Origin of the sequence: Streptomyces albidochromogenes (genome assembly GCF_005981925.1) — a bacterium.
Classification (GTDB): Bacteria; Actinomycetota; Actinomycetes; order Streptomycetales; family Streptomycetaceae; genus Streptomyces; species Streptomyces albidochromogenes.
The window spans coordinates 1-15980 of sequence record NZ_VBVX01000151.1; the positions used below are offsets into that span (position 1 = coordinate 1).

At 72.0% G+C, this 15980-nt stretch carries 21 protein-coding genes and 1 pseudogene; 13 read left to right on the forward strand and 9 right to left on the reverse strand.

Translation table 11 applies throughout. From position 1 onward, the window contains the following. The 3 genes and pseudogenes from E2E34_RS35515 to E2E34_RS19800 form a co-directional block, all read left to right on the forward strand. Positions 1 to 676, forward strand: a pseudogene (locus E2E34_RS35515) (hypothetical protein); the annotation flags it as partial. A 369-nt stretch (positions 677 to 1045) separates the two neighbouring features. Further along, positions 1046 to 1801: an RNA polymerase sigma factor gene (locus tag E2E34_RS19795; RefSeq protein WP_138903255.1), complete on the forward strand. Its 756-nt coding sequence runs from the start codon at positions 1046 to 1048 to the stop codon at positions 1799 to 1801. Next, on the forward strand, positions 1801 to 2148 hold the full coding sequence (locus E2E34_RS19800) for a hypothetical protein (protein WP_167518325.1): 348 nt from the start codon (positions 1801 to 1803) through the stop codon (positions 2146 to 2148). Before E2E34_RS19795 ends, E2E34_RS19800 begins: the two co-directional genes overlap by 1 nt. Positions 2149 to 2408: 260 nt before the next feature. Here the strand turns inward: E2E34_RS19800 and E2E34_RS19805 are convergent, their stop codons facing one another. The 3 genes from E2E34_RS19805 to E2E34_RS19815 form a co-directional block, all read right to left on the reverse strand. Next, positions 2409 to 3038 (reverse strand): RNA polymerase sigma factor, encoded by a 630-nt coding sequence (locus E2E34_RS19805; protein WP_138903257.1) that lies wholly within the window; start codon positions 3036 to 3038, stop codon positions 2409 to 2411. 105 nt (positions 3039 to 3143) lie between these two features. Next, entirely contained in the window at positions 3144 to 3521 is a 378-nt protein-coding gene (locus E2E34_RS19810; RefSeq protein ID WP_138903258.1) for a cupin domain-containing protein, read from the reverse strand. Between the two features lie 97 nt (positions 3522 to 3618). Beyond that, complete coding sequence (locus E2E34_RS19815) at positions 3619 to 4134, reverse strand: GNAT family N-acetyltransferase (RefSeq protein WP_138903259.1); 516 nt, start codon at positions 4132 to 4134, stop codon at positions 3619 to 3621. Between the two features lie 65 nt (positions 4135 to 4199). Between E2E34_RS19815 and E2E34_RS19820 the strand changes: the two genes are divergently transcribed. Continuing rightward, on the forward strand, positions 4200 to 4400 hold the full coding sequence (locus E2E34_RS19820) for a hypothetical protein (protein WP_138903260.1): 201 nt from the start codon (positions 4200 to 4202) through the stop codon (positions 4398 to 4400). Positions 4401 to 4442: 42 nt separating this feature from the next. On the opposite strand, the gene E2E34_RS19825 is transcribed toward E2E34_RS19820, so the two are convergent. From E2E34_RS19825 to E2E34_RS19835, 3 genes are all read right to left on the reverse strand, one after another. Continuing rightward, positions 4443 to 5030 (reverse strand): hypothetical protein, encoded by a 588-nt coding sequence (locus E2E34_RS19825; protein ID WP_138903261.1) that lies wholly within the window; start codon positions 5028 to 5030, stop codon positions 4443 to 4445. Between the two features lie 97 nt (positions 5031 to 5127). After that, positions 5128 to 5634 carry a hypothetical protein gene (locus E2E34_RS19830; RefSeq protein ID WP_138903262.1) on the reverse strand — a complete coding sequence of 169 codons (507 nt, stop codon included), beginning with the start codon at positions 5632 to 5634 and terminating at the stop codon, positions 5128 to 5130. A gap of 133 nt (positions 5635 to 5767) precedes the next feature. Continuing rightward, a complete protein-coding gene (locus E2E34_RS19835) occupies positions 5768 to 7399 on the reverse strand; it encodes a beta-N-acetylhexosaminidase (RefSeq protein ID WP_138903271.1) in 1632 nt (543 codons plus the stop codon). Positions 7400 to 7576: 177 nt separating this feature from the next. On the opposite strand from E2E34_RS19835, the gene E2E34_RS19840 reads away from it, so the two are divergent. The 6 genes from E2E34_RS19840 (at position 7577) to E2E34_RS19865 (ending at position 12365) form a co-directional block, all read left to right on the forward strand. Next, entirely contained in the window at positions 7577 to 8215 is a 639-nt protein-coding gene (locus E2E34_RS19840; RefSeq protein WP_244315904.1) for a 2-oxo-4-hydroxy-4-carboxy-5-ureidoimidazoline decarboxylase, read from the forward strand. Between the two features lie 147 nt (positions 8216 to 8362). After that, positions 8363 to 8743 carry a succinate dehydrogenase, cytochrome b556 subunit gene (sdhC, locus tag E2E34_RS19845; protein ID WP_138896986.1) on the forward strand — a complete coding sequence of 127 codons (381 nt, stop codon included), beginning with the start codon at positions 8363 to 8365 and terminating at the stop codon, positions 8741 to 8743. A gap of 5 nt (positions 8744 to 8748) precedes the next feature. Next, positions 8749 to 9225, forward strand: a complete 477-nt coding sequence (locus E2E34_RS19850; RefSeq protein WP_138903263.1) for a succinate dehydrogenase hydrophobic membrane anchor subunit — start codon at positions 8749 to 8751, stop codon at positions 9223 to 9225. Positions 9226 to 9247: 22 nt separating this feature from the next. Further along, complete coding sequence (gene sdhA / locus E2E34_RS19855; RefSeq protein WP_138903264.1) at positions 9248 to 11002, forward strand: succinate dehydrogenase flavoprotein subunit; 1755 nt, start codon at positions 9248 to 9250, stop codon at positions 11000 to 11002. Continuing rightward, complete coding sequence (locus E2E34_RS19860; protein ID WP_138903265.1) at positions 11002 to 11769, forward strand: succinate dehydrogenase iron-sulfur subunit; 768 nt, start codon at positions 11002 to 11004, stop codon at positions 11767 to 11769. The genes sdhA and E2E34_RS19860 overlap by 1 nt, the downstream gene beginning before the upstream one ends. A 119-nt stretch (positions 11770 to 11888) precedes the next feature. Then, positions 11889 to 12365, forward strand: a complete 477-nt coding sequence (locus E2E34_RS19865; RefSeq protein WP_138903266.1) for a hypothetical protein — start codon at positions 11889 to 11891, stop codon at positions 12363 to 12365. A gap of 11 nt (positions 12366 to 12376) precedes the next feature. Here the strand turns inward: E2E34_RS19865 and E2E34_RS19870 are convergent, their stop codons facing one another. Together E2E34_RS19870 and E2E34_RS19875 are read right to left on the reverse strand one after the other, a co-directional pair. Then, a complete protein-coding gene (locus tag E2E34_RS19870; RefSeq protein ID WP_138903267.1) occupies positions 12377 to 12808 on the reverse strand; it encodes a pyridoxamine 5'-phosphate oxidase family protein in 432 nt (143 codons plus the stop codon). An 81-nt stretch (positions 12809 to 12889) separates the two neighbouring features. Then, positions 12890 to 13378, reverse strand: a complete 489-nt coding sequence (locus tag E2E34_RS19875) for a MarR family winged helix-turn-helix transcriptional regulator (RefSeq protein WP_138903268.1) — start codon at positions 13376 to 13378, stop codon at positions 12890 to 12892. Between the two features lie 144 nt (positions 13379 to 13522). Between E2E34_RS19875 and E2E34_RS19880 the strand changes: the two genes are divergently transcribed. From E2E34_RS19880 to E2E34_RS19890, 3 genes are read left to right on the forward strand one after another with little or no spacing between them, the layout of a single operon-like run. After that, positions 13523 to 13933: a hypothetical protein gene (locus E2E34_RS19880; protein WP_138903269.1), complete on the forward strand. Its 411-nt coding sequence runs from the start codon at positions 13523 to 13525 to the stop codon at positions 13931 to 13933. A 5-nt stretch (positions 13934 to 13938) separates the two neighbouring features. Next, the gene (locus E2E34_RS19885; RefSeq protein WP_138903273.1) at positions 13939 to 14349 is read left to right on the forward strand and encodes a thiol-disulfide oxidoreductase DCC family protein; all 411 of its coding nucleotides are present in this window, start codon (positions 13939 to 13941) and stop codon (positions 14347 to 14349) included. A gap of 11 nt (positions 14350 to 14360) precedes the next feature. After that, entirely contained in the window at positions 14361 to 15065 is a 705-nt protein-coding gene (locus tag E2E34_RS19890) for a TetR/AcrR family transcriptional regulator (protein ID WP_138903270.1), read from the forward strand. Between the two features lie 51 nt (positions 15066 to 15116). Here E2E34_RS19890 and E2E34_RS19895 read toward each other — a convergent pair. After that, positions 15117 to 15980: metallophosphoesterase (locus tag E2E34_RS19895; RefSeq protein ID WP_244315906.1), on the reverse strand; the 864-nt coding region annotated here is incomplete at its 5' end.

A 15980-nucleotide genomic window follows, 5' to 3' on the forward strand; every position in this document is an offset into this window, starting at 1 on the left:
CGCTTCCTCGGCGGACGCGACCGGCTCCGGGGAACGGGAGCGGGACGAGGCGGCGCACTGCGCCGCGTATCTCGCGCCCGGCGGCCGCCCGGGCCCCGGACGCGGCGCCGCTGCCGAGCGGCTGTCGGCGGCCGCCGATGTCGCGGGGCTGACGATCGAGGCGTACTGCGAGGGCGTACTGGCGGCGGAGGAGCGGCGTCCGGGGCGGGGCGACGACAAGGACTCCACCAAGCCCGGGAAGACCCCCGAGGCCCCCGGGGACACGCGGGCACCGAAGGCCCCCAAGGACCGGAAGGGCGCGAAGGAGACGGACGCCCAGGACGGCAAGGACGCGCAGAACGGCAAGGACGCGCAGGGCCCCGGGCGCGCACCGGACGCCCAGGCGTCGAAGGGCGCCGCGTCCCCCCAGCGCCCGAAGGCCCCGAAGGCCCCGGCCACCGGGACCCAGCAGGACGAGCAGGCGCCGAAGGGCTCGAAGCCCGCGCAGTCACGGAAGGGCTCGAAGCCGGCGCACGCGCCGAAGGACTCCACACCCGCGCGAGCGCAGAAGGAGACGAAGCCGGCGTACGCGCCGAAGGACACCCGGCCCGCGCACGCGCCGAAGGACGCCCGGCCCGCCCACGCGCCGAAGGGCTCCGGGGCCGACCGGTCCGCCGAGGCCGCCCCTCCCGCCTAGCCCTGGGGACGAGGCCCCGGCGACGGCGGTCGCCGGGGAGGGGTTCCCGGGCCACGAACCCGCACTCGGACCCGTGCCTGTCGGCGCCCGACGGGCCCGGAACGCACAAAAGGACCGCCGCCGGCCGAGGAAGGACGACCGGGGCCGCCACCCCCCACAGGAGAGGCCCCGGTCGCCGTCCGCGGACCGTGCGGCGGCCCGTACTACTCTCAGCGTCGGGCCTGCGTTTTCTGTCACACCGCTCTGCGTCAGCAAACGGTTGCACGTTGTACAAGACGTGGACGCGACCCCTCGGAACGCCGTAGCGTGCAGTTTCGCGCTGGCTGCGCGGCAGTGGTGACCAGCTGCGACTCGGGACAGGTTGAGGGAGTGCTGGGGGACGACGCGGAGCTGACCGCCGCGGTGCTCGCGGCACAGGACGGGGACGAAAGCGCCTTCCGTACTGTGTACCGCGCCGTGCACCCACGGCTGTTGGGCTACATACGAACGCTGGTCGGCGACCCGGAGGCCGAGGACGTCGCCTCCGAGTCGTGGCTCCAGATAGCCCGCGACCTCGACCGGTTCAGCGGGGACGCCGACCGGTTCCGGGGCTGGGCGGCGCGCATCGCGCGCAACCGCGCCCTCGACCACATCCGGATGCGCGGCAGGCGCCCGGTCGTCGGCGCCGACGAGACGGAACTCGCCACCAAGCCCGGCGCCTCCGACACCGCCGGCGAGGCGATGGAAGCCCTCGCCACCGGTGACACCCTCGCCCTCATCGCCCAGCTCCCGCAGGACCAGGCCGAGGCGGTCGTCCTGCGCGTGGTCGTCGGGCTCGACGCGAAGAGCGCGGCCCAGACCCTGGGCAAGCGCCCCGGCGCCGTACGGACCGCCGCGCACCGCGGTCTGAAGCGGCTGGCCGAGCTGCTGCACGCGGCGGACGCGGGGGCCCGCGGCGAAGGCGGCGGCGCGGGTGGTGCCGACGGCGGCCGCGAGAGCGGCGAAGGCGTCAGCGGTACGGTTGCGGGCCTGGCCGGCGGGCGGCCGGAGCTCGAAGTCGTACCGCCGCAGAGGGGCCCGCGACCCGGGCAGGTCACGTCCGCCGGTGTGACGCATTCGCGCGTGCGGACGCAGAAGGACATGTGATGGCCGACGAGCGGTACGAGTGGCTCGACAGGGACGCGGCGGAGCGACTGCTGCGCGGAGAACCCGTCGGGCCCGTCGGCGAAGACGCGCGCGCCCAGGCCGAGCGCCCCGCCCTCCCGCGCCGCGAGAGGCGTGGCCGGACCGCTGCCGCGGGCCGCGCTCGCCACCGCACGGGGCTCGCCGGAGCCGCCCCCGCCGATCCCGAACGGCGCCGGGACCGCCCCCGTACCGGCCGCGAGCGCGACCCCGCCCAGGGTCACCGTCGCCGCCAGGGAGGCGAACGCCGCCCGCGCCGGCAGCGCGCCGCGCCACCGCCGGGACGGCCGCCAGTCGTCGCGCCCGCGTGAACACCACCACCGCCGGCGCCCGGGGGCCGCGTGCAGCCCGGCGTCGCGCGCCTCCCGGAACGCGGCCAGCGCCGCCCGTACACCGGCGTCGGCGTTCGTCCCGCCGGCTCCGGGCGCGGATCGGCTCACGGCGGCCAGCAGCGCCTCGACCTCGGGCGTGGCCGGCTCCTCATCCACCGCTGCCCGTCCCCGCGCGTCGGCACCGCCGGCGCGCCGTGCTCCCGACTGCGCCCGCGCGTGTGCTCGTTTCCATACCCGTCTCATGTCTCATCCTCCAGCGTGCGCGGCGCCGCAGACGTCACAGTGCCCGCCCGGCCGCCGCCCGCCAGCTGCTCGGCCAGCCGTTTGAGTCCCCGGTACGCCGACGTCCGCACCGACCCGCTGCGCTTGCCCAGCACCCTGGCCGCCGCGGGCCCGTCCAGTCCGACGACCACGCGCAGCAGCACCGCCTCCGCCTGCTCGCGCGGCAGCGTGGCGATCATCTCCAGCGCCCGCCCGGTGGACAGCGCCTCGATCGCGTCGTCCGCGGTGTCCTGCCCGCCGGGCAGATCGAGCACGTCCTGCTCGATCAGCGACGTACGGGGTCTTCGCTTCTGCTTGCGCAGATGGTCCAGCGCCCGGTGCCGGGCGATCGTCGCCGTCCAGCCGCGGAACCCCGCTCCGTCCCCGCGGAACCGCCCCAGGTCCCGGGCGATCTCCAGCCACGCGTCGGACGTCACGTCCTCGGCGTCGTCCCCGACGAGCCCCCGCACGTAACCGAGCAGCCCCGGCTGCACGAGCCGGTACGCCGCGGCGAACCCGTCCTCGTCCCCCTGCTGGGCCCGCGCGACGGCAGCGCCCAGTTCCGCGTCGCACTCCTGGGTACGACGCCGCTCCCCACCCCTGACCACACGTCCCTCTTCGTGCCGACTCGGCACTGGTCACCGTGCCCATGCCCCCCGGGAGCACCAGGCCCCCCCTTGCTCTGCGCCCCGGGGCACGGAAACGTCACACGGTCAGGCCTCCGGGCCGCCCATGCGCGCCTTGATGTGGCCGATCACCTCGTTGAACTCCGCGGTCGGCGAGAAGTCGACGTACTCGCAGTCCTCCAGGGCCTGAGGCACATGGCCGGGCGCCCAGTAGAAGGCCTGCCCCGCCTCGTAGATTTGCTCGCCGTCCTTCGTGCGCATCCTCAGCCGCCCCTTGAACAGGTAGCCCCAGTGCGGGCACTGGCACAGGTCGTCGGGCAGGCCCTCGGCCAGCGGGCCCATGTCGGTGCCCTTGGGGAAGCGGGCGAAGGCGACGGTCATGTCTCCCCCGACCTCCGTCATCCGCAGTTCCACTCCGCCGCCCTCGATCGCGACGGGCGTGTCGTTCCGGGTCGTTGCCTGCATGGATCCTCCCTGGCGGGACCGTGGCGAGGCCGGAACATCGGCCTTCTTCCAGTCTGTCCCCGCCCGGACGGCCGTGCGACACAACCGTCCGCGGCCGTCACAGCGCCGCCTGCCACACGGTCTCCCCCTCGTGCTGCCGACCGGTGGGCGCGAGCCCGGCCGCCGCGGCGACGGCGGCCGACGCGTGGTGGTCCGGACGGACGTGGGCCACGACTGTACGCACGGACGCCTCCCGCGCGAGCCACCGCACCAGCCCCGACGCGGCCTCGGACGCGATGCCGCGCCCCTGCCACGGGGTTCCGACGACCCACGCGATCTCGGCGGCGGGCCCGCCGGCGAGATCGCGCACGGTGGCCTGGACCGTCCCCACCAGGCAGCCCTCGGCGCGCTCGCGCACGACCCAGTTGCACCAGGAGACGGCGGGATCGGGCGACCCGGCGGTCAGGCGCGCGTACCGCAGGCGCAGTGCGTCCGGCGTCGCCGGGGCGCCGCCGATGAAGGTGTGCAGGCCCGGGTCGGACAGTACGGCGGCCATCTCGGCCGCGTGCGAGACGCGCAGCGGCAGAAGGTCGAGCCGGGTGGTGATGACGGGCCGGGGCTGGAGGGGGCGCATGCCGCCACTCTCGCCGAGCGCCACCGGATCTCGCGGTGATCTGCGCCACAACGCGGGCTGTCCGCGTGACGATCACGCGGTGGCGGTCGCTGGGTAGTGCGGGTTACCTCTGCGAGAGGTGCGGCGAGGACACCGGGACCGGCACCGTCCTGCAGCTCGACAACAGCAGCACGTCGGGCATCGTCACCGGCTCCGGCGTCTACTACGGCCGCACGGCGCTGGGCGCCCCGGCGGGCGTGAACATCGGCAAGGTGCTCGCCCCGTAGTGCGCACCGGCCTGCGCGCCTCCCGTGCGGGAGGGGCCCCGGTCAGCCGTTGCTGCGGGCCCGGCGGGACGCGGCGGCCCGCAGGACGCGCTTGCCCTCGTTCGACAGCTGGAGGGCGTGGTTCAGGCCGCCGCCGGAGTCTCCCGAGAGCATGTCGAGGAGCTGGCACTGGCGGCGCAGCTCGCCGGCCGTCAGCGGGCTGATGCCGTCGGTGTCGCCGGCCCGATACGCCTCGACCCGCGCCTCGTGGCCGCCCGGCGCCGCGCCGTCCAGCCGCAGATGGACCTCCAGTACGGCGGCCGAGCAGTCCTGGGCCCAGGCGCGCAGCGCGGCCTCGTCGTAGGCGGCGGGGACGGCGGCGGCCATGCGGATGGCGAAGCCGGCCAGTTCGCCGGGGGCCGCGCCCGCGACGCGCTCCACCACGGCGGCGACTCTGCGCAGCCGGCCAAGCCACGCGTCGCCGCCCTCCACCGCGACCCACAACGGCCTGAGCGCCTCGTCCGTGTCGAGACCGATGCGCTCGGCGCCCTCGACGTACTCCAGCAGCGGCAGGCAGCGGTCCAGGCAGGCCACCGCACTCGCCGCCAGGGTCCGCTCGTCGGCGCGGCCGATCAGTTCCACCAGAGTCACGGTGCCTCCCTCGGCACTGCAGGGCCCGCTCGGTGCGGACCTTCTGCTTCCGACTGCGTACCGCGCCGCGATTACGTCACAGTCCGCTCATCGCCGCTCACAGCCCCAGGCGGTCCAGGAAGGTCGCGAAGAGCTCCTCGGCGACCGGATCGGCCTCTTCGCGCAGTACGTCGAGGAGCGCGCCCGGGGCCACGGTCCGTCCGGTGGCGGCCGCCCACTCGACCGCCTTCGCCGCGGCCTGCTCGGGCGGCAGGAACAGGTCCTCCAGGACCAGCCCGTCGGCGCTCAGGTAGCCGGCCATGGCCTGGCGCCCCAGGCAGCCGAACCAGGACCCGGCCGCCGTCTGCGAGGTGGCGGCCTCCACGACCACGCAGGCGCTGTCCATGACGAACGCGAACAGGGCCGGCGTCCCGGTCTCCCCGCACACCCCGCGGGCGAGCGCCCCCATGTCGCCGACCTGCGGCTCGCTGGGCCGCGCCCACACCTGCCAGCCGTCGCCCCGCGTCTCGTGGAGCGTCAGCCCCTCCCGTACGTCGGCCAGGGCGGCCAGCTCGGAAAGCGGCCGCGAGCTGCGGCCCACGACGAAGTAACCCCAAAAACCCATGCCCCGCTCCCCCCACGGACCTCAACAGTGCTGTCACATTCTGCCCCCATCAAGTCGCTTGATGGGCAGCTCCGTTGAAGCGAGGAGCGGGGCGGCGGCCCTGCGGCGCCGCGTGCGGGTCAGCGCACGCCGGTCAGCCGGTCCGCTGCGCCAGGGCCTTGAAGCCCTCCCAGTCCAGGGCCGGCGTGCCCGCGTCCCAGGTCTTCTGGGCCAGCGCCCGCATCGGCAGGTGGATGCCGCGTGCGACCTGCTCCTGCGTCTGCGCGTTCGCCAGGTCGCACCAGATGGCCAGGCGGCCGCCGAGGATCTGGTCGGCGTAGCGGGCGGGCACCGGGGTGGTGCCGCGCAGGACCTGCGGGGTCCAGGACTCGTAGATGCGGCGGCCCGTCGGGTAGGTGAAGGTGTTGGGCTCGCCGAGTACGTAGTAGAGGTACTCGTCGTTGGCGTTGACCACCTTGCGGCCCTCGCTCAGGTACTCCTGCGGCTGCCGGGCGCCGATCTCCTTGCCGGTCCAGTACTCGACCTCACGGTCCTGGTCGGCCTTGACGACGCCGCCGGAGTGCAGGCCGTCGTTCCACGCCTTGAGGACCTTGCCGTGCGGGCGCAGGGCCGCGGCGCGGTCGTTGAGCCAGCCGGTCGCCAGGTCCTGGACCTTGGCGTTCGGGCCGTACTTGCGGACCGCCTCGCGGGCGAGGCCCGGGTACGAGACCTCCGGGTTCCGCTTGAGCAGGGCCGCGTACTCGTCGCCGCCGAGGTGCACGTACTTGCCGGGGAAGACGTCGGCGTACTCGCTCAGGAGCTCGTCCACGATCCGCGCCGACTTCGGGTTGGCGATGTCCACCGCGCCGGGCGTCGCCACGCCGCGGGTGTCGCGCAGCTGGAGGTCCGGGTGCGCGTCCATGACCGCGCCGAGGTGGCCGGGCGAGTCGATCTCCGGGATGACGGTGATGTGGCGGCTCTCGGCGAGCTTCACGATCCGCCGCACCTCGGCCTTGGTGAGGTGCTGCTCGGACACGATCTCGGGGTGGCTGTCGGACTCGATCCGAAAGCCCTGGTCGTCGGAGAAGTGCAGGCCGAGCTGGTTGAGCTTGAGGTCGCCCATCTCGCGGACGGTGTCCTCGATCCAGTCGGCGGTGAAGTGCTTGCGCGCGGTGTCGAGCATCACTCCGCGCTGCGGCTTCGCCGGCCGGTCCCGTACGACGCCCTCGGAGAGGCGGCCGTCGGCGGCCAGGGCCTGCTTGACGGTGCGGGTCCCGTAGAACACGCCGGCCTGGTCGGCGCCCGTGACGCGGACCCGGCCGTCCCGGACGGTCAGGGTGTACGACTCGGGCGCGCCGCCGGGGGCGAGCGCCAGCTCGATGTCCCCCGCGCGGCCGGACCCGGCGGCGGAGTATCCGCGCTTCAGTTCCTGGGCGAGGAGCTTGCCCTCGTCGCCGAGCGCCCGGCTGTCGCCCGGGGCCACGACGACCCGCGTGGAGGGCTGCGGCTTCCAGCCGGGGCCGGAGGCGGCGTCGTAGTCCCGCACCGACGGGACGGCGCTGGGCGTCTTCGTCGGTCCGGGCTTCGCGGACGGCTTCGCTGACGGCTTCGCCTGCGGGGCGGTCGGCGCCTGCGGCGCGGCCTGCTTCGGCTGCGCCGCCGGACCGGCCGGCGTCGCCGCCGGCGGGGCGGACCGGGCGGATGGTTCCGAGTGCGTGACGGTGGCGACGAGCGGGACGGTCAGGGAGACCGCGGCTATGGCCAGCGGCCCACGGAATTGCGACATCATTGGACGAACGATGCACAATCAGCCCCCCAATCGTCCACCATTCGGCCAGTATGTGTGTCCAACCTCTCCCGTTCGAGTGAGGTTCGCGCGACCGTCGGACAGCTGTCCTGAAGCCTCGATAGCGTTGCGTCACACCCACCCCACCGTTCCCGCCGGTCCCCTTCCGAGGAGCTTGTGCTGTCCAGCGAATCGCCGGGACGTACGGCCGTACCCACGCAGCACCGCGGGCCCGGCCCGGCGGGCTCCGCGGACCCCGCCGCCGTCGCGGCCGGGCTCCACCGGTTCAACGCCGCGCCCGCCGGCGCCGCCGAGGCGGCACTGCTCGCCTGCTGCGCCAGTCCCCGCTGGGCACGGCGCGTCGCCGCCCACCGCCCGTACCCCGACCTCGACGCGCTGCTCGCCGCCGCCGACGAGGCGTCGTACGACCTGTCGCACGACGAGATCGCCGACGCGCTGAGCGGGGAGTCCTCCGCCGGACTGGGCGCGGGAGCGCCCGCCGTCGCGCACACCGCGCTGCGGGCGGCCCACGCGGCGTACGAGAGCGGCTTCGGCCACGCGTTCGTGATCTGCCTGGACGGCTTCCGGCCCGAGGAGCACCGCGACCAGGTGCTCGCCGGGATCAGGTCCCGGCTCGGCAACGAACCGGACGAGGAGCGGGCGATCGCCGCCGACGAGCTGCGCGGGCTGGCGCGGGGACGGCTCGCCCGTCTCGTTTCCGATCCTGGTAAAGCGGATGTTTGTCCGACAAACACCGATGTCGCAGGTCACACCGACTGCGAGGAGCGGCCCGATAGCCCGTCCGTGCCCGTTTGAGTGCCACTTTGATCACACGTGTGGACCCCGCGCGAGGGAACCGACAAGTCGTCGCTACGATGACCGGGGCCGGTGGACCGTACCCGGCCGGGTCAGACCGACATCGAAGCCGGCCGACCCTGATCCCCGCTCCCGGAGGGTTTTTCCGTGCCGGCTGGAACGCTGTACCGCGGCCGGGAAGGTATGTGGTCCTGGGTGGCTCATCGAGTCACCGGCGTCCTCATTTTCTTCTTCCTGTTCGTGCATGTCCTCGACACCGCTCTCGTCCGCGTCTCCCCCGAGGCGTACGACGATGTCGTGGCCACCTACAAGACCCCGCTCGTAGCGCTGCTCGAGTACGGCCTCGTCGCCGCCATCCTCTTCCACGCCCTCAACGGCCTTCGGGTCGTCGCCGTGGACTTCTGGTCCAAGGGCACGCGGTACCAGAAGCAGATGCTCTGGACCGTGATGGGCATCTGGATCGTGCTGATGGCAGGCGCGCTGTACCCCGTGCTCGGCCACGCCGTACGCGAAGTCTTCGGGAGCTGAGGCACATGTCCGCTGAGACCACATCCGCTGTTGGTCCCGTCGAGGGCGCGAGCCTGTACGACGTGGACAATCCGGCTCCGCTGATCGAGCCGCCCCGCAAGCGCACCAAGAAGTCGCCGAAGACGACGCGCACGAACTTCGAGCTGTACGGCTGGCTGTTCATGCGGCTGTCCGGCATCGTGCTGGTCGTCCTGGTCCTCGGCCACCTGCTGATCCAGCTCGTGCTGGACGGCGGCGTGTCCAAGATCGGCTTCGCCTTCGTGGCCGGCCGCTGGGCCTCGCCGTTCTGGCAGACCTGGGACCTCGTCATGCTGTGGCTGGCGATGCTGCACGGCGCCAACGGCCTGCGTACCGTCATCAACGACTACGCGGAGCGGCCCACCACCCGCTTCTGGCTGAAGAACCTGCTGTACACCGCCACGGTGTTCACCGTCCTTCTGGGCACGCTGGTGATCTTCACCTTCGACCCGAACATCCGCTAGGCCCGGGGCTGAGGCAACCACCATGAAGATTCACAAGTACGACACCGTCATCGTCGGCGCCGGTGGCGCGGGCATGCGCGCGGCCATCGAGTCGACGAAGCGCAGCCGCACCGCCGTGCTGACGAAGCTGTACCCCACCCGGTCCCACACGGGCGCCGCGCAGGGCGGCATGGCCGCCGCGCTGGCGAACGTGGAGGAGGACAACTGGGAGTGGCACACCTTCGACACGATCAAGGGCGGCGACTACCTGGTCGACCAGGACGCCGCCGAGATCCTGGCGAAGGAGGCCATCGACTCCGTTCTCGACCTGGAGAAGATGGGCCTGCCGTTCAACCGCACGCCGGACGGCACCATCGACCAGCGCCGCTTCGGCGGTCACTCCCGCAACCACGGTGAGGCCCCGGTCCGCCGGTCCTGCTACGCCTCGGACCGCACCGGCCACATGATCCTCCAGACGCTGTACCAGAACTGCGTCAAGGAGGGTGTGGAGTTCTTCAACGAGTTCTACGTCCTGGACCTGCTCATGCAGGAGGTCGACGGGGTCCGCAAGTCGGCGGGCGTCGTCGCCTACGAGCTGGCCACCGGCGAGATCCACGTCTTCCAGGCGAAGGCCGTCATCTTCGCCTCCGGCGGCACCGGCAAGTTCTTCAAGGTGACGTCGAACGCCCACACCCTGACCGGTGACGGCCAGGCCGCGGCGTACCGCCGCGGGCTGCCGCTGGAGGACATGGAGTTCTTCCAGTTCCACCCGACGGGCATCTGGCGCATGGGCATCCTGCTGACGGAGGGCGCCCGCGGTGAGGGCGGCATCCTCCGCAACAAGGACGGCGAGCGCTTCATGGAGAAGTACGCGCCGGTCATGAAGGACCTCGCGTCCCGTGACGTCGTCTCGCGCTCCATCTACACGGAGATCCGTGAGGGCCGCGGCTGCGGTCCCGAGGGCGACCACGTCTTCCTCGACCTCACGCACCTGCCGCCGGAGCAGCTCGACGCGAAGCTCCCGGACATCACCGAGTTCGCGCGTACGTACCTGGGCATCGAGCCGTACACGGACCCGATCCCGATCCAGCCGACCGCGCACTACGCCATGGGCGGCATCCCCACGAACGTCAAGGGTGAGGTCCTCGCGGACAACACCACGGTCGTTCCGGGCCTGTACGCCGCCGGTGAGGTCGCCTGCGTCTCGGTGCACGGCGCGAACCGCCTGGGCACCAATTCGCTGCTCGACATCAACGTCTTCGGCAAGCGCGCCGGCATCGCCGCCGCCGAGTACTCCGCCGCGAACGACTACGTCGAGCTCCCGGAGGACCCGGCCTCGCTCGTCGTCGCCCAGGTCGAGCGCCTGCGCGGCAACACCGGCAGCGAGCGGGTCCACGACATCCGCCGCGAGCTGCAGGAGACGATGGACGCCAACGTGATGGTGTTCCGCACCGAGCAGACGATCAAGACGGCGGTCGAGAAGATCGGCGAGCTGCGCGAGCGGTACCTCAACGTGTCGATCCAGGACAAGGGCAAGCGGTTCAACACCGACCTGCTGGAGGCCATCGAGCTGGGCAACCTGCTCGACCTGGCCGAGGTCATGGCCGTGTCCGCCCTGGCGCGCAAGGAGTCCCGCGGCGGTCACTACCGCGAGGACTTCCCGAACCGCGACGACGTCAACTTCATGCGCCACACCATGGCGTACCGCGAGGTCGGCGACGACGGCACCGAGTCGATCCGTCTCGACTACAAGCCGGTCGTCCAGACCCGCTACCAGCCGATGGAGCGTAAGTACTGATGGCTACCCCGACTCTGGACAAGGTCGAGGGCGCGAAGCCCGCGTCCGTCGCGTCCCCGTACATCACGGTCACCTTCCGGATCCGCCGCTACAACCCGGAGATCTCCTCCGAGGCCGAGTGGCAGGACTTCCCGATCGAGATCGACCCGAAGGAGCGTGTGCTCGACGGTCTCCACAAGATCAAGTGGGAGACCGACGGCACGCTGACCTTCCGTCGCTCGTGCGCGCACGGCATCTGCGGCTCCGACGCGATGCGGATCAACGGCAAGAACAGGCTCGCCTGCAAGACGCTGATCAAGGACATCAACCCGGAGAAGCCGATCACGATCGAGGCCATCAAGGGCCTCACGGTCCTCAAGGACCTCGTGGTCGACATGGACCCGTTCTTCCAGGCGTACCGCGACGTCATGCCCTTCCTCATCACGAAGGGCAACGAGCCGACGCGTGAGCGCCTGCAGTCCGCCGAGGACCGCGAGCGCTTCGACGACACCACCAAGTGCATCCTGTGCGCCGCGTGCACGTCCTCGTGCCCGGTGTTCTGGAACGACGGCCAGTACTTCGGCCCGGCGGCGATCGTCAACGCGCACCGCTTCATCTTCGACTCGCGCGACGAGGGCGGCGAGCAGCGCCTGGAGATCCTGAACGACAAGGACGGCGTGTGGCGTTGCCGTACGACGTTCAACTGCACGGACGCCTGCCCGCGCGGCATCGAGGTCACCAAGGCCATCCAGGAGGTGAAGCGCGCGCTGATCACGCGTCGCTTCTAGTCCTTCCGGCTGTACGCACGAAGGCCCCGGCCCCCGGTTCTCACCGGGGGCCGGGGCCTTTCGCCGAGTTGTGCCACTATCAGGGCATTGCAGGCGCGCCGAGGGGAGCACCGGGAATCATGAGCGATCAGCATCCGAACCCGTACGCGGCGGACGGCGAGCCGAAGGGCGACTACCAGTGGGGCCCGGTCCCGGGGTACGGCTACCCGCAGCAGCCGATGCCCTGGGCCGGCTCGCCGGCCGGTTACGCGCCCGCGCCCGTGCTGTCGATCGGTGACATCACTGTCACGCACGACTCCGTCGTCACCCCGTCCGGCACGATGCCGCTCAAGGGCGCGGTGTGGACGGTCACGGACATGTCCCGGACGGAGGAGAAGATGCCGACGGTCGCGGTCGTGCTGGCCGTCGTGTTCGCCGTCTTCTGCCTGCTCGGCCTGCTGTTCCTGCTGATGAAGGAGAAGGTGACGACCGGCTGGGTCCAGGTCACGGTGACCAGCGGCGGCCTGCACCACTCCACGGTGGTCCCGGCCTTCGGCCCGCACACCTTCCCGCTGGTCATGGGCCAGGTCAACTACGCGCGTGCGCTGGGCGCCTGAGCGCGCCCGCGTCAGCTTCCGGCCGGCATGTCGAGCGCGGTTCCGTAGAGGCGGGACACCTGGATCCGGATCTCCACGCGCCGGCCGGGGTCCGGCTCCTGGCCGGCGGAGGCGGCCGCCTCGCCCGCCGGGTCGACGATCTCCGCCGCTCCCTCGGCGACCGCGAACGACCATACGTCGGGGCCGCTGACGTGCAGCGACGCGTGGGGGTCGCGGAGCAGTTGGCGGACTTTCAGGCGGGCGGCCGTGGACGAGACGCTCAGGGTCCGCCGCTCCTGGTCCCAGTGGTAGAGCACAGTGGACAGGTGCGGGTGGCCGGTGCTCCGGACGCTCGCGAGCACGCCGAACCGCTGCTCGCTCAGCAGCCTGGTCAGCTCGGCGTCCGTGAGCGCCCGGGGCGGCACTCCGTCGTTCTTCGTGGGGGCGGAAGCGTTCGCGTTCATGCGGGGCGGCCTTTCCTGTGACGGTCGGTCAGACAGTAGGACCGTAGCAGATAGTTTTGTTGCAGAGTATTTGCTTCGGTCCTACTTCTGGGACTGGCGCGCCCGGCGGGCCGGGCGGGATTTCCCGGCGGGAGCCGACAGGCCGTCGCCGGCCAGGCGCCCGAGGGCGCGCAGGAGCGCCTCGCGGTCCCCGTCGGGGAGCGCGGCCAGCGCCTGCTCGTGCACCCGGTCGACGATCTTCTGGCTGCGGCCGGCGACGCGGGCGCCCTCGTCCGTGACGGCGACGATCCGGGCCCGCCGGTCCGCACGAGAGGGGCGGCGCTCGGCGAGGCCGGCCTTCTCCAGGGCGTCCACCGTCACCACCATCGTGGTCTTGTCCATGTCGCCGATCTCGGCGAGCTGTATCTGGGTGCGCTCCTCCTCCAGGGCGTGGACGAGGACGCAGTGCATGCGGGCGGTCAGGCCGATCTCGGCGAGCGCGGCCGACATCTGGGTGCGCAGGACGTGACTGGTGTGGTCGAGGAGGAAGGACAGGTCCGGTTCGGTGCGGGCCGGCGTCATGGCGGTCATTCCCCCAGCGTAGCAATTCGATCCGTCGTGGATTATCCAGAAGAGAACGTCCATCGACGTCCGGCAACTGTCTTGAACATGTTCAAAAAGAGGTCTAGATTCATTCCTGCCAGCCTTTTGAACACGTTCAAGAAGGGGTGGGGTATGGACCTCACTGTTGTCGCCTACGCCGTCTACCTGCTGATCAGCGTCGCGCTCACCGTCTGGGTCGCGCGCACCCTCAGCCGCAACGGGCGCATCTTCATCGCCAGCGTCCTGCGCGGGGACGAGAAGCTCGCCGACGCGGTCAACCACTTGCTGGTCGTCGGCTTCTACCTCGTCAACCTCGGCTTCGTCACCCTCTACCTCAAGGCGGCGGACGCCGTCGAGAACGCCCGCGGCCTCTTCGAGGCGCTCTCGGTGAAGGTCGGCGTCGTCCTGCTCGTCCTCGGCATCATGCACCTCGGAAACGTCTGGGTCCTCAACAAGATCCGGCGGCGCTCCATCATGGAGCGCGAGCAGCTGCCCCCGGTCCCGCCGCAGGGCTGGACCACCACCGTGCCCGCCGGGGCGTGAGCACGATGAGCCGGCTCCCGGTCAGCAGACTGACGATCCTGTACGACGCCCAGTGCTCCCTCTGCGTCCACCTGCGCGACTGGCTGCTGCGCCAGCGCAAGCTCGTGCCGCTGGACCTGGTGCCGGCGGGGTCGGTCGAGGCGCGGCGCAGGTTCCCCGTTCTCGACCACGACCGCACCCTGCGCGAGATCACCGTCATCGGCGACAAGGGCCAGGTCTACGGCGGCATCGCCGCCTGGGTGGTCTGTCTCTGGGCCCTGGCCGAATACCGGCCCAAGGCGCACTGGCTCGCCACCCCGGCGGGCGCCCCCTTCGTACGGATGACGATGCTCGCGGCGGCCAAGTACCGCGACGTGAGGACCGCCGGGGCGGGGGTCCCGGTGCCCTGCGACGACTGGTGCGCCGCACCCGGTTAGGCTCGGACACCGTGACTGAAGACAAGGCCCCCAAGAGCGAGCAGACCCGCACGCTCATCCTCGAAACCGCTCTCCAGCTGTTCCAGGACCGCGGTTACGACAAGACGACCATGCGGGCCATCGCCAAGGAGGCGGGGGTCTCCGTAGGCAACGCGTACTACTACTTCGGCTCCAAGGAACACCTGGTCCAGGGCTTCTACGACCGGATCGCCGCCGAGCACCAGGCGGCGGTCCGCCCCGTACTGGACCGGGAGACGGACCTGGAGGCGCGCCTGGCCGGGGTGCTGAAGGCGTGGCTGGACATCGCGGCGCCGTACCACGAGTTCGCCGCCCAGTTCTTCAAGAACGCGGCGGACCCCGAGAGCCCGCTGAGCCCCTTCTCCGCCGAGTCGGAGCACGCCCGTGAGGCGGCCATCGACGTCCACCGGGAGGTCCTGGCCGGATCCAAGGCCAAGGTCCCCGAGGAACTGCGGGGCATACTGCCCGAGTTGATGTGGCTCTCCCAGATGGGACTCGTCCTGTACTGGGTCTTCGACCGGTCCGAGGGCAGGGAGCGCAGCCGCCGCCTCGCCGAGCGCGGCGCCCGGCTCACCACGCGCGGGGTCGCGCTCGCCCGCTTCCGGGTGCTGCGTCCGCTCGTACGGGAAGTGCACGAACTGTTCACGGACTTCCTGCCGGGCATGGCCGAGGCCGCGGCCGCCCGCAGGACGCGCTGAGCCGCGGCCCGTGGAGCCCTGCGCCCGGCATGCCGGGAGCAGGCCCACCGCCTACGCCTGGCGGGACTGCAGTTCCACCACCGTGATGTCGGACTCGGCGCCCACCCGGACCGGCGGGCCCCACGCGCCCGCGCCCCGGGAGACGAACAGCTGGGTGTCGCCGTACTTTTCGAGGCCGGCGACCGTCGGGTTCGCCTGGGCGGCGATGTAGTTGCCGGGCCAGAGCTGGCCGCCGTGCGTGTGGCCGGACAGTTGCAGGTCGACCCCGTGGCGCACCGCGTCGTGGATGACGATCGGCTGGTGCGCGAGCAGCACGGACGCGCGGGTACGGTCCCGGTCGCCCAGCGCCCGTACGAAGTCGGGGCCCTGCCCCTCCCGCTCGCCCGCCACGTCGTTGACCCCGGCGAGGTCGAAGCCGGCGATCTCGACGCGGTCGTTCTCCAGCGGCCGCATACCCAGCTCGCGCACGTGGTCGACCCACTGCTCGGCGCCGGAGAAGTACTCGTGGTTGCCGGTCACGAAGAACATGCCGTGCCGGGCCCTGATCCGCGCCAGCGGCTCGGCGGCGTGGCCCAGGTCGGCCACGCTCCCGTCGACCAGGTCGCCGACGACCGCCACCAGGTCGGGCTGGGCGGAGTTGATCGTGTCCACGATGCGCTGGGTGTGCGCGCGTCCGAGGACCGGCCCGAGGTGCACGTCGCTGACGACGGCGATGCGGAACCCGTGCGCGCCGCGCGGCAGCTTGGCCAGCGGCACCCGGACCCGCTTCAGCTTCGGTCCCCGCAGCACCCCGTAGGTCCCGTACCCCACGGTCCCCAGCGCCGCCGCGGCCGCGCCCGCCCCGACCACGCGCGAGACGAACAGCCGCCGTGAGAAGTCCCCGGAGGCGCTCGAACCGGCCGGCCCCTCGGGGGC

What these genes read in the sequence shown, in the direction of transcription:
- E2E34_RS19800 (WP_167518325.1), top strand. Translation starts at nt 1,801, where the DNA reads ATGGCCGACGAGCGGTACGAGTGGCTCGACAGGGACGCGGCGGAGCGA.
- E2E34_RS19810 (WP_138903258.1), bottom strand. Translation starts at nt 3,521, where the DNA reads ATGCAGGCAACGACCCGGAACGACACGCCCGTCGCGATCGAGGGCGGC.
- E2E34_RS19815 (WP_138903259.1), bottom strand. Translation starts at nt 4,134, where the DNA reads ATGCGCCCCCTCCAGCCCCGGCCCGTCATCACCACCCGGCTCGACCTT.
- E2E34_RS19830 (WP_138903262.1), bottom strand. Translation starts at nt 5,634, where the DNA reads ATGGGTTTTTGGGGTTACTTCGTCGTGGGCCGCAGCTCGCGGCCGCTT.
- E2E34_RS19835 (WP_138903271.1), bottom strand. Translation starts at nt 7,399, where the DNA reads ATGTCGCAATTCCGTGGGCCGCTGGCCATAGCCGCGGTCTCCCTGACC.
- E2E34_RS19850 (WP_138903263.1), top strand. Translation starts at nt 8,749, where the DNA reads ATGTCCGCTGAGACCACATCCGCTGTTGGTCCCGTCGAGGGCGCGAGC.
- sdhA (WP_138903264.1), top strand. Translation starts at nt 9,248, where the DNA reads ATGAAGATTCACAAGTACGACACCGTCATCGTCGGCGCCGGTGGCGCG.
- E2E34_RS19860 (WP_138903265.1), top strand. Translation starts at nt 11,002, where the DNA reads ATGGCTACCCCGACTCTGGACAAGGTCGAGGGCGCGAAGCCCGCGTCC.
- E2E34_RS19865 (WP_138903266.1), top strand. Translation starts at nt 11,889, where the DNA reads ATGAGCGATCAGCATCCGAACCCGTACGCGGCGGACGGCGAGCCGAAG.
- E2E34_RS19870 (WP_138903267.1), bottom strand. Translation starts at nt 12,808, where the DNA reads ATGAACGCGAACGCTTCCGCCCCCACGAAGAACGACGGAGTGCCGCCC.
- E2E34_RS19875 (WP_138903268.1), bottom strand. Translation starts at nt 13,378, where the DNA reads ATGACCGCCATGACGCCGGCCCGCACCGAACCGGACCTGTCCTTCCTC.
- E2E34_RS19880 (WP_138903269.1), top strand. Translation starts at nt 13,523, where the DNA reads ATGGACCTCACTGTTGTCGCCTACGCCGTCTACCTGCTGATCAGCGTC.
- E2E34_RS19885 (WP_138903273.1), top strand. Translation starts at nt 13,939, where the DNA reads ATGAGCCGGCTCCCGGTCAGCAGACTGACGATCCTGTACGACGCCCAG.